At 73.5% G+C, this 22420-nt stretch carries 19 protein-coding genes and 1 pseudogene; 11 read left to right on the top strand and 9 right to left on the bottom strand.

All coding sequences use genetic code 11. From position 1 onward, the window contains the following. The 4 genes and pseudogenes from ACOJTC_RS30765 to ACOJTC_RS30750 form a co-directional block, all read right to left on the bottom strand. Positions 1-744, bottom strand: a pseudogene (locus tag ACOJTC_RS30765) (hypothetical protein); the annotation flags it as partial. Positions 745-1054: 310 nt separating this feature from the next. Next, positions 1055-1552: a roadblock/LC7 domain-containing protein gene (locus ACOJTC_RS30760; RefSeq protein WP_420119510.1), complete on the bottom strand. Its 498-nt coding sequence runs from the start codon at positions 1550-1552 to the stop codon at positions 1055-1057. Next, positions 1549-1920, bottom strand: coding sequence for a hypothetical protein (locus tag ACOJTC_RS30755; RefSeq protein ID WP_088644871.1), 372 nt, complete (start codon positions 1918-1920; stop codon positions 1549-1551). The genes ACOJTC_RS30760 and ACOJTC_RS30755 overlap by 4 nt, the downstream gene beginning before the upstream one ends. 325 nt (positions 1921-2245) lie before the next feature. Next, complete coding sequence (locus tag ACOJTC_RS30750; protein ID WP_420119509.1) at positions 2246-2464, bottom strand: hypothetical protein; 219 nt, start codon at positions 2462-2464, stop codon at positions 2246-2248. Between the two features lie 101 nt (positions 2465-2565). Between ACOJTC_RS30750 and ACOJTC_RS30745 the strand changes: the two genes are divergently transcribed. The 4 genes from ACOJTC_RS30745 to npdG all read left to right on the top strand — a co-directional run bounded on the left by ACOJTC_RS30745 (position 2566) and on the right by npdG (position 6249). Beyond that, a complete protein-coding gene (locus tag ACOJTC_RS30745; protein ID WP_420119508.1) occupies positions 2566-2838 on the top strand; it encodes a hypothetical protein in 273 nt (90 codons plus the stop codon). An 82-nt stretch (positions 2839-2920) separates the two neighbouring features. Then, positions 2921-3901 carry a hypothetical protein gene (locus ACOJTC_RS30740; RefSeq protein ID WP_420119507.1) on the top strand — a complete coding sequence of 327 codons (981 nt, stop codon included), beginning with the start codon at positions 2921-2923 and terminating at the stop codon, positions 3899-3901. 65 nt (positions 3902-3966) lie between these two features. Beyond that, positions 3967-5397: an RNB domain-containing ribonuclease gene (locus ACOJTC_RS30735; protein WP_420119506.1), complete on the top strand. Its 1431-nt coding sequence runs from the start codon at positions 3967-3969 to the stop codon at positions 5395-5397. 153 nt (positions 5398-5550) lie between these two features. Then, positions 5551-6249 carry an NADPH-dependent F420 reductase gene (npdG, locus tag ACOJTC_RS30730; RefSeq protein WP_204926453.1) on the top strand — a complete coding sequence of 233 codons (699 nt, stop codon included), beginning with the start codon at positions 5551-5553 and terminating at the stop codon, positions 6247-6249. 87 nt (positions 6250-6336) lie between these two features. Here the strand turns inward: npdG and ACOJTC_RS30725 are convergent, their stop codons facing one another. From ACOJTC_RS30725 to ACOJTC_RS30715, 3 genes are all read right to left on the bottom strand, one after another. Beyond that, on the bottom strand, positions 6337-6849 hold the full coding sequence (locus ACOJTC_RS30725) for a hypothetical protein (protein ID WP_420119505.1): 513 nt from the start codon (positions 6847-6849) through the stop codon (positions 6337-6339). A gap of 114 nt (positions 6850-6963) precedes the next feature. After that, positions 6964-7809 (bottom strand): 3-methyl-2-oxobutanoate hydroxymethyltransferase, encoded by an 846-nt coding sequence (gene panB / locus ACOJTC_RS30720; RefSeq protein ID WP_204926455.1) that lies wholly within the window; start codon positions 7807-7809, stop codon positions 6964-6966. Positions 7810-8023: 214 nt separating this feature from the next. Continuing rightward, a complete protein-coding gene (locus ACOJTC_RS30715; protein ID WP_420119504.1) occupies positions 8024-9784 on the bottom strand; it encodes an NAD+ synthase in 1761 nt (586 codons plus the stop codon). A 245-nt stretch (positions 9785-10029) separates the two neighbouring features. Here ACOJTC_RS30715 and glnA point away from each other — a divergent pair, with 245 nt between their 5' ends. The 5 genes from glnA (at position 10030) to ACOJTC_RS30690 (ending at position 16739) form a co-directional block, all read left to right on the top strand. Next, a complete protein-coding gene (gene glnA, locus ACOJTC_RS30710) occupies positions 10030-11379 on the top strand; it encodes a type I glutamate--ammonia ligase (RefSeq protein ID WP_088644813.1) in 1350 nt (449 codons plus the stop codon). Positions 11380-11547: 168 nt separating this feature from the next. After that, complete coding sequence (locus tag ACOJTC_RS30705; protein ID WP_204926457.1) at positions 11548-11973, top strand: DUF350 domain-containing protein; 426 nt, start codon at positions 11548-11550, stop codon at positions 11971-11973. A gap of 348 nt (positions 11974-12321) precedes the next feature. Then, positions 12322-15357, top strand: a complete 3036-nt coding sequence (locus ACOJTC_RS30700) for a carbohydrate binding domain-containing protein (RefSeq protein WP_420119503.1) — start codon at positions 12322-12324, stop codon at positions 15355-15357. A 71-nt stretch (positions 15358-15428) separates the two neighbouring features. Then, positions 15429-16121, top strand: coding sequence for a helix-turn-helix transcriptional regulator (locus tag ACOJTC_RS30695; RefSeq protein ID WP_420119502.1), 693 nt, complete (start codon positions 15429-15431; stop codon positions 16119-16121). A 243-nt stretch (positions 16122-16364) separates the two neighbouring features. Further along, positions 16365-16739 (top strand): VOC family protein, encoded by a 375-nt coding sequence (locus ACOJTC_RS30690; RefSeq protein ID WP_420119501.1) that lies wholly within the window; start codon positions 16365-16367, stop codon positions 16737-16739. A gap of 144 nt (positions 16740-16883) precedes the next feature. Here the strand turns inward: ACOJTC_RS30690 and ACOJTC_RS30685 are convergent, their stop codons facing one another. Both ACOJTC_RS30685 and ACOJTC_RS30680 read right to left on the bottom strand, forming a co-directional pair. Further along, entirely contained in the window at positions 16884-17360 is a 477-nt protein-coding gene (locus tag ACOJTC_RS30685) for a hypothetical protein (RefSeq protein ID WP_420119500.1), read from the bottom strand. Between the two features lie 273 nt (positions 17361-17633). Further along, a complete protein-coding gene (locus tag ACOJTC_RS30680) occupies positions 17634-18569 on the bottom strand; it encodes a S66 peptidase family protein (RefSeq protein WP_420119499.1) in 936 nt (311 codons plus the stop codon). A 79-nt stretch (positions 18570-18648) separates the two neighbouring features. Between ACOJTC_RS30680 and ACOJTC_RS30675 the strand changes: the two genes are divergently transcribed. After that, a complete protein-coding gene (locus tag ACOJTC_RS30675) occupies positions 18649-19413 on the top strand; it encodes a type 1 glutamine amidotransferase (RefSeq protein WP_204926463.1) in 765 nt (254 codons plus the stop codon). Position 19414: 1 nt separating this feature from the next. Further along, on the top strand, positions 19415-22420 hold a 3006-nt coding region (locus tag ACOJTC_RS30670; RefSeq protein ID WP_420119498.1), incomplete at its 3' end, for a bifunctional [glutamine synthetase] adenylyltransferase/[glutamine synthetase]-adenylyl-L-tyrosine phosphorylase.

Raw genomic sequence — 22420 nt, 5'->3', positions numbered from 1 at the left:
ATGACCAGGTCCGCCGGGGTGGCCGGGTCCACCGGGTCCACCGGGGCCAGGGCCGCCGGGATGGCCGGGCCCGCCGGGATGCCCCGGCCCGTCCCCGGGACCGCCTGCGCCGGACAGCCCCGCCTCCCGGGCGTGGGTGGTCGCCGGGGTGGTGGGGGTGCCGCCTCCTCCTGGCGGGCAGGGCGGCAGGGTCTGCGACACCCCGTCGCGGGTGAGGGTCATGGTGGGCAGGACGACGGTCGCGTCGCCACCGGCGGGCAGGTAGACCCGGAAGATGACCGATGCCTTCGCGCCGGGCAGTGCGTCCTCCCGCGCCAGGGGCATCCGGTTGGTCTGCCCGAAGGCCACGTCGTGGGCGATGGTGAGGGTGAACCGACCGCCCGGCGCGGCGCCGGTCTGCCACGGATTCCTGCTGCCCGCGTCCGGCGTGATGAGGTAATCGGGCATGCTGGAGCTGACGCCATTGCGGGTGAAGTAGGTGGGCTTGTCGTCGTACACGTTGAAAGATGCGTACCTGGCGTCGGGGAAGGTTCCGGAGAGGGTGATTTCCAGGCCCGGCGTGACCGGATAGACGGTCGACCAGTAGGTGGCGGCGGTGTCCGGCCAGTAGGCGTTCAGGCTCGTCGCCCCGTACTTCGACGGCCAGGCGCAGGTGGGCATGGTGACGCCGGAGCCGACGGCACGGTCTGCCTCGGCGGGGGCGGCTACCAGGGGGACGGTCAGCGCGAGCAGCCCTGACAGCAACAGAAACTGCCGACGCGTGGCCCGCGTCGCAGGTGCGGATACGGAGAGTCGCATGCGTCGACTTGATCAGAAACATGTGTCGACGTAGTTACTTTCACGGTCAATTATCGTTGCTGTGTCGCGCGTTTTCGGCCAATCTGTGATTACTATTTCCCGGCAGTGGAGATTATTTCGGACAAGCCAGTTCCAGGGGGTCTGGTCGGCTGCTGCGGTGGAGTGTGGACAGAGGTCGGGATTCACCCGTTAGATCGGGTCTTCCGTCCCTTCCGGCGGGGGAGCGGCGTGCACGGCCGCGCCCCCGCCGTGCGGGTCATGCCTCCGTCGGTACCGGCGTCAGCAGCGCCGCGATCCGGCCGGCCACCCCCGGGGCGTTCAGGTGCAGCCGGGCGACGTTGACGGTGTCCGTGCCGATCACGGCGAGCAGGGCCTGCTCGCTGACCGCGTAGACGCTCAGGTAGCCGCCCTGGTTGCGGACCGTCGACTGTTGGAAGTCGCCCTGGCCCAGCCGCATGCCGACCTGCCGGCCGAGGCCGAAGGTGGTCGCGGCGAGCGCGGCCAGGTCGTTCGGGTCCACCTCGTTCTGCAGATTGTGCGTGATGAGCAGGCCGTCGACGCCACCCAGGACGCAGCCCTGAACCCCGGGGATCTCGTGCCTGAGCTCCGCCAACTCACGACTGATCGCCGGGTACGGCAGCGAGCGGTCCCCGGCCAGCGACGGCGGGAGCGGCCGGGCGGCAGGCGGGGCGGCGGCGCGGGACGCGCGGGCCGAGCGGCGGGGCAGGGCGGTCTCGGTCTTGTCTGCGGTCACAGTTCCAGGCTCTCCTCGATGGTGCGCAGCTGGTGCCGGGCCATCGCCAGGTTGGCCCGGCTCTTGCTCACCATCAGGTAGAGGAAGAGGCCCTTGCCGGTGCGGCCGGTCAGCGGGCGGATCAGATGGTACTGGCTGCCGAGGGTGATCAGGATGTCCTCGATCTCGTCCTCGATCTTGAGCATCTCCAGGGTGCGCATCTTGGCGCGGACGACGTCGGTGTTGCCGGCGGCGGCGACGGTCAGATCGATCTCGCCGGTGCCGCCGGCCACGCCGAGGGTCATGCCGCTGCTGTAGTCGACGAGCGCCACCCCGATCGCTCCGTCGATATTCATCGCGTTCTTCAGGGCGACGTCCAGGCTAGCCACGGTGGTGTTCTCCCGGTTCGGCAGGGCGGCGCCGTCGACATCGTCGTCGTCCCGCCCAGGTGGCGGGCGATGGCAGCGCCGCAAGAGGTCTGACGAGGCTCGCACACACCCCGGGTCGGTCGCACCCGGGGCCGCCGCATCGGGGCTGTCCGGCCGACCCGGGTCGGCCGGCGGTCCCGTCGAGGGGACCAGGTGAGGGATGGTCCGTCTCGGCGGTGAGCTGATACCAGGTACCTGGTCCGGATGGTAGGGCCGGAAGTCCCCGACCCGTCGGCCACCGCGCGCCACGGCGGCTGTCCCGACCGTGGACACCACGGACGACGGTTCAGCCGGACCAGGCGACGGTCCGGGCCGTCCGGTCGAAGTGCCGGCCCAACTCCGCGTCGAGACGCTCCATCCGGCTGTCGTCCAGCGTCACCGTCGGCTCCTGCGGGGTGCGGGCGGTGAGCATCCGGTGGCGCAGCCCGGCCGGCGGGTGCGGGCGTCCGGCGTCGTACCACCGGCTTTTCGGCCCACCCCGCGCGGCGTCGCGGCGGCCCCGCAACCCGGGCCGACCCGGTGTGGCGGGGGCCGGTTCCGACGACGTCCGGGCAGGTCGGGGGCGATTTCGCGGTTTCGCCTCCGGGACCGTCGAGCACGTCTACTGTGGATGTGGTCGCGACCAATTGCGGCGATCCGGTGGCGGTCGGGCTGCGCCCGGTGCACAGTGATCTCATGAACGACAGCGGAAGTGGTGGGCACTACTACTGGTGCACCCGACACCACCGGGTCGAGACCGATGCCGACGTGTGCCCTGCCAAGCACGTTCTCGGACCGTATCCCTCGGCTGCCGACGCTCAGAACGCCCTGCAGAAGGTGCAGGAGCGTAACGAGGCGTGGGAGGCCGAAGACGCCCGCTGGGCCGGGGAGGGCAACTGAACGGCGCGGGACGGCCCGCGTCGAGGACTCCGTGCCTCCGTGAGGAGGCACGCGGGAGCATGTCCCCAAGGAGGGAACCGAGATGGCCGAAGCAGCACAGGCCACCACCCGCCCGGCCGCGACGAAGACCGCCGCCGCGCAACGAACCGCAGGCGCGACCCGGAGCACCGCGGCCCGCCGCTCGACCACGACCACGGCTGCCGCCCGCAAGGCGTCGGCCGGCCGGGCCACGGCGAGCGCGGCGGGCGCCGGCTCGGGCCGGACCCCGTCCACCGGCACCGCCAGGAAGACGGCGACGAAGGCCCCGGCCGCCAGGAGCACCGCGTCGAAGGCCCCCGCCTCGAAGTCGACGGCGAAGAAGGCGCCGGCGGCCCGCAGTGCCGCGTCGAAGGCCCCCGCGTCGAGGTCCACGGCGACGAAGGCCCCGGCGAAGAAGACCGCCAGCAAGACCACCACCGCCGCCCGTAAGACCGCCGGGGCGGCGAAGAAGACCACTGCCGCCGCCCGGAGCACCGCGGCGAAGAAGACCACCACGGCGAAGCGGACCACCGCCGCGGCGGCGAAGAAGACCACCGCGACCGCCCGGACGGCAGCCAAGAAGGCGACGGCCGTGAAGAAGACGTCACCCGGCAGGAAGACGACGCCCGCCGCGAAGAGCACGGCCGCCAGGAAGACCACGGCCGTGAAGAAGACGACGCCCGCGAAGACGACGGCGGCCCGCAAGACCACGCCCGCGAAGAGGGCCACGCCCGCGAAGAAGACCACGGTGGCGAAGAGGACCACGGCGGCGAAGAAGGCCACACCCGCGAAGAAGGCCGCCGCCACGAAGGCCCCGGCCCGCAAGTCGACCGCCAGGACCGCCCCCGCGTCGAAGTCGACCGCGAAGGCGGCGCCGGCCCGGAAGACGAGCGCGACGACCGCCCGCAAGGCGGCGGCGACGAAGACCACGGGCACGACCGCCCGTAAGGCCACCGCCCGCAAGGCCACCGCCCGTAAGGCGCCCGCGCGGACGGCGGCGGCGCGGGCCACCGCACCGGCGCGCGCCCGCAGGACCACCGGCTGACCGTACGGGGCCTGCGGCCCGATCGCCGGCGAGCGGATCACGCGGCACGCTGCCAGGATTGACCCGTGGTCATCCGACGTGTGCTCGCGCCCCGCATCGACTTCGGCGCGCTGCGCCGTGAGCTGGGACTGCCTGACGGCTTCCCGGCCGCGGCGCAGCGCGAGGCGGACGAGGCGGCCGACGCCCCACCGCCCGCCGTGGCCGACCGTACCGACGTCCCGTTCGTCACGGTCGACCCCGCCACCTCCCGCGACCTGGACCAGGCGATGCACCTCAGCCGTCGACCCGGCGGCTACCGGGTGCGGTACGCCATCGCCGACGTCGCCACCCACGTACGCCCCGGTGGGCCGCTGGAGGAGGAGACCTGGCGGCGTGGGCAGACCGTCTACCTGCCCGACGGCAACGTGCCGCTGCACCCGCACACCCTCAGCGAGGGTGCCGCCAGTTTGCTGCCCGACGTCGACCGGGCGGCCGTGCTGTGGACCATCGACCTCGACGCCGACGGGGCCACCGTCGCCGTCGGGCTGGAACGCGCCCTGGTACGCAGCCGCGCCAAGCTGGACTACCCGGGCGTGCAGGTGGCCGCCGACGCCGGCCGGCTGCCCGACCCGATCGCGTTGCTGCCCGAGATCGGTGCCCTGCTCACCGCCCGTGGCCTGCGCCGGGGCGCGGTCAACCTGCCCCTGCCCGAGCAGGACGTCGAGCCCGACGGGGACGGGTGGCGGCTGGTGCTGCGCGGTCCCGGCCCGATGGAGGACCACAACGCCCAGATCTCCCTGCTCACCGGGATGGCGGCGGCGGACATCATGCTGGCCGGCCGGATCGGGCTGCTGCGCACCATGCCGGCCCCGAAACCGGAGGCGGTGGCCCGGCTGCGCGCGGCGGCGGCCCCGTTGGGCGTGCACTGGCCCGACGGGGTACGGGTCGGCGAGGTGCTGGCCGGGTTGGACGCCTCCCAGCCCCGGGCCGCCGCCTTCGTCGACCAGGCGGCCGAGCTGATGCGCGGCGCGGCGTACACGGCGTTCGACGGTGAGCTGCCGGAGCAGCCGGAACACGGCGGGGTGGCCGCCGCGTACGCCCATGTCACCGCCCCGCTGCGCCGGTTGGCCGACCGGTACGCCACGGAGGTGTGCCTGGCCCTGCACGAGGGCCGCGAGGTGCCGGACTGGGCCCGGTCGGCGCTGCCCCGGCTGCCGGAGGTGATGGCCTCGACCGACCGGACGGCGGGGGCGGCCACCCGGGGCGCGATCGACCTGGCCGAGGCGGTGCTGCTGGAGCACCGGGTGGGGGAGACGTTCTCGGCGGCGGTGCTGGACACCGACGCGCCCCCGAACGGCCCGACGAAGCCCGGCCGGGTTCCCGGCGGGACGGTGGCGTTGGACGATCCGCCGGTACGGGCCCGCTGCACCGGTGAGCTGCCGCGGGGTGAGCGGGTCACCGTACGCCTGGTCACCGCCGACCCGGTCGGCCGCAAGGTGCTCTTCGAGCGGGCCTGAACCCGGCCCCGGCGGCCCGGCCCTGCCCGGCGGGTCCGGTCGCGGCCTGGCTCTGCCGGACGGTCCGGTCCCGCCGCCGGGATGGCGTGGCGGGCGGTCAGCGTCACAGTGCCTTGCGCTGCTGGTGGCGTGGCGGTTTGCGAGGATGACGCCATGGCATACGACGCGAGCACCCTCCCCGACGTGTCCGGGCTGACCGTCGGCATCATCGGCGGCACCGGCGACCAGGGACGGGGGCTGGCCTACCGGTTCGCCCGCGCCGGCCAGCGGGTGCTGATCGGGTCCCGCTCCGCCGACCGGGCGGCCGAGGCGGCGGCCGAGATCGCCGCGCTGCCCCGGCTGCCCGCCGGGGTTGACGTGACCGGCGCGGACAACGACGAGGTGGCCCGCCGCAGCGACGTGGTGGTCGTCGCGGTGCCGTGGGACGGGCACGCGGCCACCGTCGGCGCGCTGGCCGGGCCACTGGCCGGCAAGATCGTCGTGGACTGCGTGAATCCGCTCGGCTTCGACAAGCAGGGCCCGTACGCGCTGCCGGTCGCCGAGGGCAGCGCGGTGCAGCAGGCGGCGGCCCTGCTGCCCGACTCCCGGGTCTGCGCGGCGTTCAACCACGTCAGCGCGCCGCTGCTGGCCGACCCGGAGATCGACCGGATCGACCTCGACGTGTTGATCTGCACCGAGGAACGGGAACTGGTCGACATCGTCGGCGCGTTGGCCGCCCGGATCCCCGGCATGCGCGGCATCTACGCCGGCCGGCTGCGCAACGCCCACCAGATCGAGGCGTTCACCGCCAACCTGATCGCCATCAACAAGCGCTACAAGGCCCACGCCGGCGTCCGGGTCACCGACCTCTGAGACCCAACCGCTTCCTGCCGCGATCTTGAAGGGAAAGTGCCCCCGGGGGGCCGGCGCCCTCCAAGATCGCGGCGGGTGGGACGGTACTCAGAAGTTGGTGTCGACGCCGGCCTTCTTGCAGGCGGAGTTTGCCATCGCGCTGGTCTTCTGGAACTCGGGGGCGTCGGCGGCGGTGTCCAGGTTCGCCGCCGTCGCCACCCGGCCGGACGCGACCCCGAACGCGGCCAGCGCGGTGACCGCCTCGCTGGCGGGGGCACCGGCGGTGGCCTTCGCCAACTCCTGCGCCATCTCCGTGTAGGCCTTGCGGATCGTCGGCGTGGGGTCGCCACCGGACGTCGCGGCCTTCATCACGTCGACCTTCATGGTGTCGGCGATCTTCTTGGCCGTCGTGCAGAGCTTCTTGTCGGCCGCCGGGTCGGCGGCGGCGGTCGGGCCGCCGGTGCTCGGGTCGGTGGTGGCCGGGTCGGTGGTGGCCGACGGGGCGGCAGTGGTGGCCGACGCGCTGGCGGACGTCGACGGCGCGGCAGTGGTCGACGGTTCCGCCTCGCTGCACGCCGCGAGGGCCAGCACGGAGACACAGGTCAGGACGACTGTTGACAAGCGAACATGATCCACGGGCGGAACCCTAGCCGCTCCCGCCGCACCAGGGGACCCCCGGCCTGCGGTGGCTCGTTCCGCGACGGTGGGGCGGGGGCACCGCCCCACCGTCCGTAATCAGAAGGTGTGCTCGGTGGCGGGGAAGTCGCCGCCGCGTACCTCGTCGGCGAACCGGCGGGTCGCCTCGGTCAGCGCCCCGGCCAGGTCGGCGTAGCGCTTGACGAACCGGGGGGCCTTCCCGGTACGCAGCCCGGCCATGTCCTGCCAGACCAGCACCTGGGCGTCGGTGTCGGGGCCGGCGCCGATGCCGACGGTGGGGATCGCCAGTTCGGCGGTGACCCGCTTGGCGACCTCGCCCGGCACCATCTCCAGCACCACCGCGAACGCGCCCGCTTCGGCCACCGCCCGCGCGTCGGCGAGCACCTCGTCGGCGGTGTCGCCGCGCCCCTGCACCCGGTAGCCGCCCAGGGTGTGCTCGCTCTGCGGGGTGAAACCGATGTGTGCCATCACCGGGATGCCCGCCCCGGTGATCGCCGCGATCTGGTCGGCGCAGCGCCGGCCGCCCTCCAGCTTCACCGCGTGGCAGCCGCCCTCCTTCATGAACCGCACCGCCGTCCGCAACGCCTGCGTCGGCCCCTCCTCGTACGAGCCGAACGGCAGGTCGCCGACGACCAGGGTGTGCCGGGTCGCCCGGACCACGGCGCGGACCAGCGGCAGCAACTCGTCGACCGTCACCGGCAGGGTGGTCTCGTAGCCGAACACGTTGTTCGCCGCCGAGTCGCCGACCAGCAGCGCGGGGATCCCCGCCTGGTCGAAGATCCCGGCCGTGTACTGGTCGTACGAGGTGAGCATGGCCCACCGGTCGCCGCGTTCCTTGGCGGCGATCAGGTCGCGGGTGCGGACCCGGCGGGTGGCCGGCCCGCCGTACAGGGCGGTCACCTCGGTCGGGGTGGACTCCACCATGACTGTCTCCTTTCCTCGAGGCCGCTGTCGCGGTCCCCGGGTTCTGCCGCGATCGTCGCACCGCGCGACCGGTCGACGGCAGGGAACAGTGCAGGATTTCACTCCGCCGGGGCGACGCCGACCGACCGGGGCCGGCCGACGCCGGATGCCCAGCCGACCGGAGGCCGGCCGGCCGGGACTGCTCAGCCGACCGAAGGTCGGCCGGCCCGGATGCTCAGCCGTCCTCGCGCCAGCGGTTGGTGATCGGCAGCCGACGGTCCCGGCCGAACGCCTTCATCGAGATCTTCGTGCCCGGCGCGGACTGCCGACGCTTGTACTCGGCGGTGTCCACCAGCCGCAGCACCTTGTCGACCACCGCCGGGTCGTGGCCGGACTCGATCAGGCCGGCCCGGCCCAGGTCGCCGTCGACGTAGCCGATCAGGATCGGGTCCAGCACGTCGTAGTCGGGCAGGCTGTCGCTGTCGAGCTGGCCGGGGCTCAGCTCGGCCGACGGGGGCTTGCCGATGGAGTTCTCCGGGATCGGCGGGGTCTCGCCCCGGCGGGCCGCGTCGGTGTTGCGCCACTTCGCCAGCCGCCAGATCAGCGTCTTCCAGACGTCCTTGACCGGGTTGAACCCGCCGACCGAGTCGCCGTAGAGGGTCGAGTAGCCGACCGCCAGCTCACTCTTGTTGCCGGTGGTGAGGACCAGGTGGCCCTCCTGGTTCGACAGTGCCATCAGGATCACCCCGCGCACCCGGGCCTGGAGGTTCTCCACCGCCACCCCCGACAGCGAGATGTTCGCCAGGAAGGTGTCCACCATCGGCTGGATCGGCTCGACCCGGTAGTCCAGGCCGGTGCGCTTGGCGAGGTCCTCCGCGTCGGCCCGGGAGTGCTCCGAGGAGTGCTGGCTGGGCAGCGAGACACCGACCACCCGCCGGGGTCCGAGCGCGTCGACGGCCAGCGCGGCCACCACCGCCGAGTCGATGCCGCCGGACAGGCCCAGCACCACCGAGGGGAACCGGTTCTTGTTGACGTAGTCGCGCAGGCCCAGCACCAGCGCCTGCCACACCTCGGCCTCGTCGGCCACCGGGGCCATCAGGCCGCCGTCGGCCGCCGGCCCGGTCGGGGCCGCCGGCACCACCTCGACGGTACGGCGGACCACCCGCATCCCGTCGGCGAGATCCTCGGTGTCGGCGGCGTGCGGGCCCGCCCCGGCCAGGTCCACGTCGTGCACGAGCAGGTGCTCGACGAACTGCGGCGCGCGGGTGAGCAGGTCGCCGTCGGGGGTGACGATCATCGAGTCGCCCTCGAAGACCAGCTCGTCCTGGCCGCCGACCATGTTGACGTACGCGATAGGCGCACCGGCCTCGGCGGCCCGGCGGCGCACCAGCGGCAGCCGGACGTCGTCCTTGTTCAGCTCGTACGGCGAGCCGTTGATGTTGACCACCAGACCGACGCCGGCCTGCCGGGCCACCGCGAACGGGCCGCCGGCCTGCCAGAGGTCCTCGCAGATGGTCAGCGCGACGTCCACCCCGCCCACCCGGACCACGGTCAGGGTGTCGCCGGGCACGAAGTAGCGGTCCTCGTCGAAGACGCCGTAGTTGGGCAGGTGGTGCTTGAAGTAGTGGGCCACCACCCCGCCCCGGTGCAGCAGCGCGGCGGCGTTGCGGGCCCCCCGGCCCGGCTGGGCGTCCCCGCTGACCTGCGGCGGCCCGTCGGCGTCCAGGTAGCCGACCACGACCGGCAGGTCGCCGAGGCCGTCGGCGGCCAGGTCGGCGGCGAGCTGCCGCAGCGCGGCCTGCGAGGCGGCGACGAAGGAACGACGGAAGACCAGGTCCTCGACCGGGTAACCGGTGAGCACCATCTCCGGGAAGGCGACCAGTTGGGCGCCGGCGTCGGCGGCCCGCCGGGTCCAGGCGCGGATCAGCTCGGCGTTGCCGGCCGTGTCGCCGACGGTCGGGTTGACCTGGCACAGGGCCAGACGCAGGGTGGGCATGCCCTCATCTTGCCCCAGCCGCAGCCGGTCGACCCGGCGGCTGCGACGAGACGCCGGCCACCCTTTCGCCGCGCCTGCCCGGCCCGCCGCTGGTGGCGGGGCCGCCCGTCGATCCGGCCGTCGGGACACCGCAGGACGAGCGGCGGCAGGTCGCGTAACGTCTGCTTAACCAGGCCGGTGAAGACTGGGCGGTCAGGACGGACCGGCCGACCGGTGCCGGACGTACGTGGCGAGGGGTTGGGGAAGTGGACCGTCAGCAGGAGTTCGTCCTCCGTACGCTGGAAGAGCGGGACATCCGGTTCGTCCGGCTGTGGTTCACCGATGTGCTGGGCACGCTCAAGAGCGTCTCAGTGGCCCCGGCGGAGCTGGAGGCGGCCTTCGAGGAGGGCATCGGGTTCGACGGCTCGGCCATCGAGGGCTTCGCCCGGGTCTTCGAGTCCGACATGGTCGCCATGCCGGATCCGACGACCTTCCAGGTGTTCCCGTTCGAGGGCGGGGTCAGCGGCGAGAGCGCCCGGATGTTCTGCGACATCCTGCTGCCCGACGGCGGCCCGTCCTGGGCCGACCCGCGGCACGTGCTGCGCCGGATGCTGTCCAAGGCGGCCGAGAAGGGCTTCACCTTCTACACCCACCCGGAGATCGAGTTCTTCCTGCTGGAGAACGGCCCGCAGGACGGCTCGGTGCCCACCGCCGTGGACACCGGCGGCTACTTCGAGCACACCACGCACGCCGTGGCGCGGGACTTCCGCCGCCAGGCCGTGCTGGCGCTGGAGCGGATCGGCATCTCGGTGGAGTTCAGCCACCACGAGGTCGCCCCCGGCCAGCAGGAGATCGACCTGCGGTACGCCGACGCGCTGACCACCGCCGACAACATCATGACCTTCCGGCACGTGGTCAAGGAGGTGGCGCTCTCCACCGGCGTGCAGGCCAGCTTCATGCCGAAGCCGTTCACCGACCAGCCGGGCAGCGGCATGCACACCCACCTGTCGCTGTTCGAGGGGGAGCGCAACGCGTTCCACGACTCCGGCGACCCGATGAAACTGTCGAAGGTGGCGAAGTCGTTCATCGCCGGCCTGCTGATGCACGCCCGGGAGTACACCGCCGTCACCAACCAGTGGGTCAACTCGTACAAGCGGCTGTTCCCGCAGGCGTTGCCGGACCGGATCACCGAGAGCCCGGCGTACGTCTGCTGGGGGCACCTGAACCGGTCCGCGCTGGTCCGGGTGCCGGCGTACGGCAAGCCGAACTCGGCCCGGGTGGAGGTCCGGTCGCTGGACTCGGCGACCAACCCGTACCTGGCGTTCGCCGTCATGCTCGGCGCCGGCCTCAAGGGCATCGAGGAGGGCTACGAGCTGCCGCCGGGCGCGGAAGACGACGTGTGGTCGCTGAGCAGCGCCGAACGGCGGGCGATGGGCTACGAGGCGCTGCCGGAGAACCTGTCCGAGGCGATCGACGTGATGGCCGGCTCCGAACTGGTCGCCGAGGTGCTCGGCGAGCACGTCTTCGACTTCTTCCTGCGCAACAAGCGGGCCGAGTGGGAGCAGTACCGCCGCGAGGTCACCCCGTACGAGCGGCAGCGTTACCTGTCGCTGTAGCGCGTACCGCCGCCGGCCGGGTCGTCCGCGCCCGGCCGGGGCGGCCCGGCTGCACCGGCGTCCCGCGTATCCGCCGCTGCGGAGGGTGTCGGGGGTTGCGCGGTGCCGCTATCGTCTCGATCACCGTGCCGGCACCTCCGCCGGGCGCAGGAGGTCGGGAGGCCGTCGGTGCTGGAAGATCTGCTCACCGGAGCATGGCAGAGCGTCGTGTTCGGTGTCGTCGGGGTGGCGCTGATGGCGGCCGGCTTCGTGCTGGTCGACGTGCTCACCCCCGGCAAGCTGCGCGAGCTGATCTGGGTGCAGCGCAACGCCAACGCCGGGCTGCTGCTGGCCGCCAACCAGCTCGGTGTCGCCGGCATCGTCTTCACCGCGATCGTCACCAGCTACGACGACTTCGCCAAGGGGCTCGCCTCGACGGTGGTCTTCGGCCTGATCGGGCTGGCCGTCATGGCGCTCGCCTTCGGTGTGCTGGACATGCTCACCCCGGGCAAGCTCGGCGAGGTCATCTGCTCCGACCAGCCGCACCCGGCGGCCCGGGTCAGCGCCGCCACCCACTTCGGCGCGGCCCTGATCGTCTGCGCCTGCATCGCCTGACCCCCGCCGCCCGCGCGGCCCGTACCACCTGAGCCAGGCCCGTGGTCTGAGCTGTCCCTGCGGGGACGGTCCAGACCACGGGCCTGGCGTCGTCTGCGCCCGGTCCCGCCGGCCCACCGGATGCCCGGTGACGTGCCCCGCCTCCACCGGCCGACGGGACGGGAAGAAATTTCCGTTGGTGAAAGCTATTGCGGGCGGGTCGCGAAACGTCCTCCACACTTCACCGGGATGAACCTCTGGTTTCGGCGTATCGAAGCTGCTAACTTCCTGGCAACGCGTTCGCAACTTCTTGCAACGCCTTCAGTAGCTTGCACCCGTCGGTCGGGTGCGGGTGTCAGGAGAGCCATCATGAGGCGGACCACTACCACCACCCACCGCCGACGGGCCGGCGCACTCGCGCTCGTCGTCGGCGTGGCCGCGAGCCTGTTGCCGCTCACCGCGGCGGCAGCGGCCAACACCGTCACCGTCTACTACCAACCCCCGGCGGCCTGGGGCACGTCGGTCAACATCCACTACGGCGTCGACGGCGGCAGTTGGACCGCCGTGCCCGGCGTCGCCATGGAGGCCGCCTGCGCCGGCTGGCGACGCCGGACCATCGACCTGGGCGCCGCCACCGGCCTCCAGGTGGTCTTCAACAACAACGCCGGCACCTGGGACAACAACAACGGCGGCAACTACCGGCTCGGCACCGGCGCGGTCACCGTCGCCGGGGGCCGGACCGGCGTCGACGACCCGTGCACCACCACCCCGACGCCCACCCCGACCGCGACCGCCACCCCGACCCCGACCGCCGCCCCGGGCGGTGCCACCGCCGAGGTCTGGTACCACCTCACCAGCTGGGGATGGCCCGGCGCGAACCTGCACTACCGGCCGACCGGCGGCAGCTGGACCGTCGCGCCGGGGGTGGCGATGCAGGCCGCCTGCGCCGGCTGGGCGCGCCGCACCGTCGACCTCGGCACCGCCACCGGACTCACCGCCGCGTTCAACAACAACGCCGGCACCTGGGACAACAACAACGGGGCCGACTACACCCTGCGCGCCGGGCGCAGCACCGTACGCGGTGGGGTGGTCACCCCGGACGCCGCCGACCCGTGCCTGCCCGCCACCCCGGACACCACACCCCCGTCCACCCCCGCCGGGCTCGCCGCCACCGCCGACGGGTTGTCCGTCACGCTGTCCTGGACGGCCGCCACCGACGACCGGGCAGTCACCGGGTACGAACTGACCCGTACCGGCGGCACCGGTGGGACCACCACCGTCACCACCACGGCGACCCGGTACGTGGCGTACGACCTCGCCGCGGGCACCGCGTACAGCTGGACGGTGCGGGCCCTCGACGCGGCCGGCAACCGGTCGGCGGCGAGTGCGCCCGCCACCGCGACCACCGGGACCACCCCGCCGGTGGGCGGTTCGCCGCTCGGCGGCGACCCGCGCGAGGACAGCATCTACTTCGTGATGACCGCCCGCTTCGCCGACGGCGACGCCACCAACAACCGGGGCGGCAGCCAGCACGTCAGGTCCGGCAACGCGGCGAACGACGACCCGATGTTCCGGGGGGACTTCAAGGGCCTGGTCGACAAGCTGGACTACATCAAGGGGCTGGGCTTCTCGGCCATCTGGATCACCCCGGTGGTGCTCAACCGCTCCGACTACGACTTTCACGGCTACCACGGTTGGGACTTCTACCGGGTGGACCCCCGGTTGGAGAGCCCCGGGGCCAGCTACCAGCAACTCATCAACGCCGCCCACGCCAAGGGCATGAAGATCTTCCAGGATGTGGTCTACAACCACAGCTCCCGCTGGGGCGCGAAGGGGCTCTTCGTCCCCACCGTCTACGGCGTCCGCGACGAGCAGTGGAAGTGGTACTACGACCAACCGCAGGCCGGCCGCGAGTACGACCCGATGGTCGAACACGACGGCAACGACCCGACCCTGACCGCCGCGCAGAACGCCAAGGCCAAGGGCCGCCCCTACAACGGCGACGTCTGGTCGGGCACCGCCCCCACCGCCAACCGCTGCCTCAACTGGGGCACCCCCAACGGCGCGTACAGCCAGGAGGGCTACACCGTCTACCACTGCCAGTGGCCGGTGCCGACCGGCAGGCTCTTCCCCGCCGACCTCTACCACCAGTGCTGGATCGGCAACTGGGAGGGCGAGGACGCCCGGAGCTGCTGGCTGCACGAGGACCTGGCCGACTTCAACACCGAGAACGCCACCGTCCAGCAGTACCTGATCGACGCGTACAACAGGTACATCGACATGGGGGTGGACGGCTTCCGGATCGACACCGCCGTGCACATCCCCCGGGTCACCTGGAACCGGCGCTTCCTGCCGGCGATCCAGCAGCACGCCGTCGCCCGGCACGGCGCGAAGGGCCGGGACTTCTACGTCTTCGGCGAGGTGGCCGCGTTCGTCAACGACAAGTGGAACCGGGGTTCGGTCAACCACTCCGCGCAGTTCTTCACCTGGAAGGAGCGCAGGGAGTACAGCCCGGACGACGTGAAGGCCGCCATCGAGCAGTACGACTACGAGCAGCTGATCGGCACCGGCGGGCAGCCGACCAGCGACAACGCGTTCCTGCGGGGCAACACCTACCACGCGCCGGACCACTCGAAGTTCTCCGGCATGAACGTCATCGACATGCGGATGCACATGAACTTCGGCGACGCCGGCAACGCCTACGGCAACGGCAGGGACTCCGACGACAGCTACAACGACGCCACCTACAACGTCGTCTACGTCGACAGCCACGACTACGGGCCGAACAAGTCGAACACCCGCTACGCCGGGGGCACCGACGCCTGGGCCGAGAACATGAGCCTGATGTGGACCTTCCGCGGCATCCCGACGCTCTACTACGGCTCCGAGATCGAGTTCCAGAAGGGTGCGAAGATCGACTGCGGGCCGACCTGCCCGTTGGCGACCACCGGTCGGGCGTACTACGGCGACCACCTCGCCGGCAGCGTCACCGCCACCGACTTCGGGGTGGTCGGCAGCGCCAGTGGGGCGGTGGCGACCACGCTCAGCGCGCCGCTGGTCAAGCACGTACAGCGGCTCAACCGCATCCGGCGGGCCATCCCGGCCCTCCAGAAGGGCCAGTACTCGACCGAGGGGGTCAGCGGCAACCAGATGGCCTACAAGCGCCGGTTCACCGAGGGCGGGGTGGACAGCTTCGCCCTGGTCACCGTCTCGGGCACGGCCACCTTCACCGGGGTGCCGAACGGGACGTACCGGGACGCGGTGACCGGGGACGTCCGGGCCGTCACGAACGGCACCCTCACCGCTGCGGTCAGCGGCCGGGGCAACCTGCGGGTGTACGTGCTGGACCTGCCCGGCAACCCGGCCCCCGGCAGGATCGGCACCGATGGTCCCTACCTGAGGTGACCACCTGCCCCCGTCCGCCCCGCCGGGGTGGACGGGGGCGGTGCGTCGTACCCCCGTCGTAGCGTGCGGGGGTGAACCGGACGGATCGTCTCTATGCCCTGGTGGAGGAGCTGCGGGCGGTGTCGCCCCGGCCGCGCAGCGCCCGCTGGCTGGCCGACCGGTTCGAGGTGAGCACCCGCACCGTCGAACGCGACATCGCCGCCCTCCAGGGTTCCGGCGTGCCGATCTGGGCCGAGCCCGGCCGCACCGGCGGTTACGTGGTCGACCGGTCGCACACCCTGCCGCCGGTCAACCTGACCGCCACCGAGGCGGTGGCGATGGCGGTGGCCCTGCACCGGCTCGCCGGCACCCCGTTCGCCGTGGCCGGCGGCACGGCGCTACGCAAACTGCTCGCGGTGCTGCCGGCCGCCGACGCCGCCGACGCGCGCCTGCTCGCCGGCCGGGTGCTGCTGGTCGGCACCGGGCCGACCACGTCCGTCCCGGCCGTCGTCGCCGACGCGGTCGCCGCCCGCCGGGTGCTGCGCCTGCGGTACGCCGACCGCTGCGGCGTGGCCTCCTCGCGCGAGGTCGAGCCGCTGGGCTACCTCGGCAACGACCGGCACTGGTACCTGCTCGCCTGGTGCCGGCTGCGCGCCGGGCTGCGCTGCTTCCGTACCGACCGGATCGTCGGGGTCGAGGCGTTGCCGGAGCGGGTGACCCGGGAGTTCTCCCCGGCCGACCTGGACGTCCCGGCCGAGCGGGTACGCCGGCTGACCCTGGTCTGACCCGGCATGCCGGCCGCCCGGGTCGGCCGGCGCGTGGGCTTCCCAGGCCGGCCGCGTTGGCTGCCCAGGCCGGTCGGTGCGGGGCTGTCCGGCCGGATCGGTGGGGGGCTGCCCGGACGGATCGGTGCGACGTGGCCGGGTGGACCGGGCGGTAAACACCGACAGGACGGTGTCGCGGACACCCGGGAGGCTGGCTGCCGAGCCCGCCGGCCGCCCGGTCGGCGGGGGAACAGGAGGCAACGCGTGACCAGCACACCCGTCACCTGGTTCGAGATCGGCACCGACCGGCCGGACGAGGCGCAGAGCTTCTACGCGGAGTTGTTCGGCTGGACCTTCACCGAGGAGGGCACGGCCGAGGGCGGTTCCTACCGGACGACCACGGCGGGGGAGTCGACCGGCATCGGCGGCGGCATCCGGGCTCTCGCCGAGGGCGCACCCGGCTACGCGATCCTCTACGCCGAGGTGGCCGACGTGGCGCAGACCTGCGGGCGGGCCGAGGCGGCGGGCGGCACGGTGCTGACCCCGCCCCGGACCACGCCGAGCGGCCTGACCCTCGCCCTGGTGCGTGACCCGGTGGGCACCCACCTCGGTCTCTTCTCCTCGGGCGGCGGCGCCTGACACCAGGGGGCCGACGTTGCGGTGTACCAGGGCGTCGGACACCGCAACATCGGCCCGGGTGTGTCGATCATCGGCCCTGGTGTGTCGACCGTCGGCTCTGTCGTGTCGATCGTCGGCCCGCCGGGTCGGGCGGGCCGCAGCGGGTCACCTGCCGGGCGTACCCTCCGGGCCGCCGTGGTGGCCGCGACCGGCCGGGCCCGGGAAGACCCCTGCCTCGACGGCCTTGGTGATCGCGTCGGCCTGCTCCTGGGTGAGCTTGCCGTCCTTGACCGCCTGGGCCAGCCGCTCCGCCAGCTTCTCCTGCCGGTCCTGCGGCGACGGACGCTCCGGCCGGTCACCCTTGGCGCGGTCCTTGTGCTGCTCGCGCACCTTCTCCAGGGCGGCGGTCACCTTGTCGGTGTCCACCCCCAGCTCCTTGGCGAGCGCCTCGGCGAACTCGTTCTGCCGGTCGGCGCGCTGCTGCTGCCGGTCGGTGCCCGGGTCGGCCGCGCTGCTGACGCCGGCGGTCGGGGTGGCCGACTCCTCGGCGAAGGCCACCGTCGGAGCGGCGATCCCCACCCCGAGCACGCCGGCGGCGGCGAGGCCGACCAGCAGCTGCTTCTTCGACATCGTGCGGGACATCGGTCCTCCATGGGTCGGTGGTGCTGTTGACGTCACCGACAGTGACCACCGAACCTGGAAAACCCCCGTCCCGACCCTGTCCGCCAGCTGAAAGTTCCACCCTCCGCCCCCGGTGATCAAGAGGTTTCGGTCAGGAAGGCGCTTTCCTTTGACGCGAACCTCTTGATCACCGAGGCGAGGCGAGGCGGGGCGAGGCGGGGCGAGGCGGGGCACGGCGGGGCGAGGCACGGCGGGGCAGGGCGCGGCCGGGCCGGGTCAGGCGGGTGGGGTGGGTTACCGGACGGCGGGGGCGACGGTGAGGGTGCCGGCGGTGGCGTCGAGGGTGGCGCTGGTGCCCACGGGGACGGAGAGCTGGCCGGGGCCGTGGCCGATCGGCAGGCCGCCGAGGACCGGCACGCCGAGGTCGCCCAGCCGGTCGGTGAGCACGTCCACGACGGTGGTGGCCCAGCCGTCCGCGCAGTCGGTGAACTGGCCCACCGCCACCCCGGCCAGGCCGTCGAGCACCCCGGCGCGGCGCAGGTGGGTGAGCATCCGGTCGACCTTGTACGGCGGCTCCTGCACCTCCTCGACCAACAGCACCGCCCCGGTCAGGTCCGGCATGTCCGGGGTGCCGAGGGTGGCGGTGATCAGGCAGAGGTTCCCGCCGAGCAGCCGACCCACCGCCCGGCCGGGGACCCGGACCGGATACGTCTCCTCCCCGGGCACCGCCTCGACGGTGACCGGCGCGGTGGTCATCAGCGCGGTGTGCAGCGACTCCGCCGAGCGCAGCGGGGTCCGCTCGTCCACCCAGGCCGCTCCGGGGCCGTGCACCCCGGCCAGCCGGGCACCCCGCCAGAGCGCGAACTGCAGGGCGGTGATGTCGGAGAACCCGGCCACCACCTTCGGGTCCCGCCGCACGGCGGCCATGTCGATCAGGTCCACCACCCGCTGCGCGCCGTACCCGCCCCGGGTGCAGATCACCCCGCGCACCTGCGGGTCGGCGAAGGCGGCGTTCAGGTCCGCGGCGCGTAGCGCGTCGTCACCGGCGAGGTAACCCCGCCTGGCGTACGCGTTCGGCGCCACCTGCGGGCGCAGCCCCCAGCCGGTCAGCAGCTCGATGCCCCGGGCCACCCGCTCCGGCCTGGTCGGCCCGGACGGCGAGACCAGCAGCACCGTGTCCCCCTCCCGCAGCACGGGTGGGCGCAGGACGGACGGGTCGTCGGCGGTCACAGCGGCCGAGCATAGCCGCCCCGCCGGGCGGACCGAGGCGTTCCCGGCGGCGGTCGACGCACCCGCTAGCCTCGACGGCGTGGGAACCGCACTGGTGATCGAGAACGACCCGACCGACGACCCCCGACGGCTGGGGGAGTGGCTGGTGGAGGGGGGCCTTGAGCTGCGGGTGCTGCGTCCGCACGCCGGCGACGAGCTTCCCGACGACCTCGACGGGTACGTGGCGCTGGTGGTGCTCGGCGGTGACCAGCACGCCTACCCGGCCCCCGACGGCACCCCCGGCGCACCCTGGTTCCCGAAGCTCGAAGGGTTGCTGCGCAAGGCCGTGCGGCACCGGGTGCCGACCCTCGGCGTCTGCCTCGGCGCGCAACTGCTCGCCACCGCGCACGCCGGCCTGGTCGAGCGCAGCCCGTCCGGCCCCGAGGTGGGCCCGGGGGTGGTCGGCCGGCGCGACGCCGCCGAGAGCGACCTGCTGTTCCGGTACGTGCCGCTGATCCCGGACGTGCTCCAGTGGCACACCGACGAGATCACCGAGCTGCCCCGGGCCGCCACCCTGCTGGCCGCCTCGACCCGCTACCCGCACCAGGCGTTCCGGCTCGGCGACCGGGCCTGGGGCCTGCAGTTCCACATCGAGTGCGACACCGCCATGATCGCCGAATGGGCGCACGGCTCCGAACTGCTCGCCGAGCTGGGCTACGACGAGGACCTGGTGGTGGCCGCCTGCGACCGGGTGATGGCCGACGTCGAGGAGGTGTGGCAGCCGTTCGCCGTCCGGTTCGCCGCCCTCGCCCTCGGCGAGTTGGACGACGACACCCGCCGCAGCCTGCCCCTGCTCGGGCACTGAGATGAGCAGACCGACCAGGGGACGGCTGGCCCGCTACGGGTTCGCCGAGGGTGACGGTGGGGTCCGCGCCGCCGATCTGCTCGGCGCGGACGGGCTCGGGCTGTGGCAGGCCGACGAGCAGGAACCCACCGACAGGTCGGCGGCCGACCTGTTGGCCGCGCTCTCCCGGGCCGCCGACCCGGATCTGGCGCTGCGCCAGCTGCACCGGATGGTGGAGACCGAACGCCGCACCGCCGACGACGCGACCGGGTCGGAGCTGCTGGCCGCGCTCGCCGCCGACCCGGGGCTGCGCCGCCGGCTGGTCGCCGTGCTCGGCGCGTCCGCCGCCCTGGGCGACCACCTGGTCGCCAACCCCGGTCAGTGGACGGTGCTCGGCACCGCCCCGGACGGGCTGGCCCCCACCGCCGACGGGCGGCTCGACCTGGCGCTCGCCGGGCGGCTGACGGCCGCCACCGCGCCGGTGGCGGTGCTGCGGCAGGCGTACCGGCTGGCGCTGCTGCGGATCGCGGCGGCCGACCTGACCGGCGGACGCGGCCTGGAGCAGGTGATGTCGGCGCTGTCCGCGCTGGCCGACGCCACCCTCGCGGCGGCGTACGAGATCGCGGTGGGTGAGCTGCCGGCGGGCACGGCCCGGCCCCGGCTGGCCGTGGTGGCGATGGGCAAGTGCGGCGGCGACGAACTGAACTACGTCTCCGACGTCGACGTGATCTTCGTGGCCGCGACCGACGAGGACCTGCCCGCCGCGACCACCGTCGCCGCCCGGCTGATCCACGTCTGTGGGCTGGTCGCCTGGCCGGTGGACGCCGCGCTGCGCCCCGAGGGCAACCGCGGGCCGCTGGTGCGCACCCTCGCCAGCCACCTCGCCTACTACCAGCGGTGGGCCCGCACCTGGGAGTTCCAGGCGCTGCTCAAGGCCCGCCCGGCCGCCGGTGACCTGGCGTTGGCCGGCGAGTGGATCGACGCGCTCGCCCCGCTGGTCTGGCGGGCGTCCGAACGTCCCGAGGCGGTCTCCGACGTACGCGCCATGCGCCGCCGGATCATCGACAACGTCCCGCCGAAGGAGTTGGAGCGCGAGATCAAACGGGGTCCGGGCGGGCTGCGGGACATCGAGTTCGCCGTCCAACTGCTGCAACTGGTGCACGGCCGGGGTGACGAGTCGCTGCGGGTGCCGGGCACCGTGCCGGCGCTGCGCGCGCTGGTGACCGGCGGCTACGTCGGGCGGGCCGACGGTGAGGCGCTGCTGCGCGGATACCGCTTCCTGCGCGGTGTCGAACACCGGCTCCAGCTCCAGGCGCTGCGGCGGACCCACACCGTGCCGACCGAGCCGGCCGCGCTGCGCTGGCTGGCCGCCGCGCTCGGCTACGCCGCCATCCCCGGCCGCAGCGCCGTGGAGAGCTTCCGCGCCGACTGGGTCGCCCACGCCACCGAGGTACGCCGGCTGCACGCCAAGCTGCTCTACCGGCCGCTGCTGGAGTCGGTGGCCCGGGTGCCCGCCGACGGGCTGCGGCTCACCCCGGAGGCGGCCCGGCACCGGCTGGAGGTGCTCGGCTTCGCCGACCCGGCCGGGGCGCTGCGGCACCTCCAGGCCCTCACCGGCGGGGTGAGCCGGACGGCGGCGATCCAGCGCACCCTGCTGCCGGTGCTGCTCAGCGAGTTCGCCGACGCACCCGAACCGGACCGGGGGCTGCTCAACTACCGCCAGGTCTCCGACAAGCTCGGCAGCACCCCGTGGTATCTGCGGCTGCTGCGCGACTCCGGCCCGGTGGCCCGCCGGCTGGCCCGGGTGCTGTCCTCCTCCCGGTACGCGGCCGACCTGCTGGCCCGGGAACCGGAGGCGCTGCGGCTGCTGGCCGAGGAGAACGAGCTGACCCCCCGGCCCCGGGAGGTGCTCTGCGACGGGTTCGCCGCCGCCGCGGCCCGGCACGCCGACCCGGTCGAGGCGACCCGGGCGGTACGCGCGCTGCGCCGCCGGGAACTCGTCCGGATCGCCTGCGCCGACGTGCTCAGCCGGGCCGACGGGTTGGCCCCGCGACCCGAGCGCGGCGCACCGGCCGGCCCGCTGGCCGACGTCACCCGGGTCGGCACTGGCCTGTCGTACGTCACCGACGCCACCCTGTCCGCCGCGCTGCGCGCCGTCCGGGCCGCCCAGCCGGAGCTGCCCGGCCTGCGGTTCGCGGTGATCGGTCTGGGCCGCCTCGGCGGGTACGAGTCGAACTACCTCTCCGACGCCGACGTGCTCTTCGTCTACGACCCGCCGGCCGGGACGGCGGAGAGCGCGGCCAGCGCCGCCGCGCACGCGATCGCCGAGGAGCTGCGCCGGCTGCTCGGTGCGCCCGCCCCCGACCCGGCGCTCGGCGTCGACGCCGACCTGCGCCCCGAGGGACGGCAGGGGCCGCTGGTGCGCAGTCTCGCCGCGTACGCCCAGTACTACGCCCGCTGGTCGCGGGTGTGGGAGGCGCAGGCCCTGTTGCGGGCCCGGTTCGTCTGCGGCGACGCCGACCTGGGCACCGAGTTCGAGACGATGATCGACCCGGTCCGCTACCCGGCCGACGGGTTGACCCGGGAACAGGTGGTCGAGATCCGGCGGATCAAGGCCCGGGTGGAGAACGAACGGCTGCCCCGGGGCGCCGACCCGGCCACCCACACCAAGCTCGGCCGGGGTGGCCTCGCCGACGTCGAGTGGGCGGTGCAGCTGCTCCAGCTCCGGTACGCCGGGGCGTACCCGCAGCTGCGCGGCACGCGTACCCTCGACGCGCTCGCGGCGGCCCGGGACGCCAAGCTGGTCGACCCGGCGGACGCCGTCGCGATGACCGCCGGGTGGACCCTCGCCGCGCAGGTCCGCAACGCGTTGATGCTGGTCCGGGGACGCGCCGGCGACCAGCTTCCCCGGCACGGGGTGGAGTTGGCCGGCGTGGTGCGGCTGCTCGGCGCGGACGACCCGGGGGAGTTCCTCGACGACTACCTGCGCACCGCCCGGAGGTCCCGGGCCGCGATGCAACGCGTCCTC

The organism is Micromonospora sp., from assembly GCF_048594385.1.
GTDB classification, from domain to species: domain Bacteria; phylum Actinomycetota; class Actinomycetes; order Mycobacteriales; family Micromonosporaceae; genus Micromonospora; species Micromonospora wenchangensis.
The sequence above is the reverse complement of the archived record's forward strand: the minus strand, read 5'-3'. Positions and strand labels throughout refer to the sequence as shown.

Excerpts from the sequence above, each read along its gene's own strand:
- ACOJTC_RS30740 (WP_420119507.1), top strand. The coding sequence starts at position 2,921 with ATGGCCGAAGCAGCACAGGCCACCACCCGCCCGGCCGCGACGAAGACC.
- npdG (WP_204926453.1), top strand. The coding sequence starts at position 5,551 with ATGGCATACGACGCGAGCACCCTCCCCGACGTGTCCGGGCTGACCGTC.
- panB (WP_204926455.1), bottom strand. The coding sequence starts at position 7,809 with ATGGTGGAGTCCACCCCGACCGAGGTGACCGCCCTGTACGGCGGGCCG.
- ACOJTC_RS30715 (WP_420119504.1), bottom strand. The coding sequence starts at position 9,784 with ATGCCCACCCTGCGTCTGGCCCTGTGCCAGGTCAACCCGACCGTCGGC.
- ACOJTC_RS30700 (WP_420119503.1), top strand. The coding sequence starts at position 12,322 with ATGAGGCGGACCACTACCACCACCCACCGCCGACGGGCCGGCGCACTC.
- ACOJTC_RS30685 (WP_420119500.1), bottom strand. The coding sequence starts at position 17,360 with ATGTCCCGCACGATGTCGAAGAAGCAGCTGCTGGTCGGCCTCGCCGCC.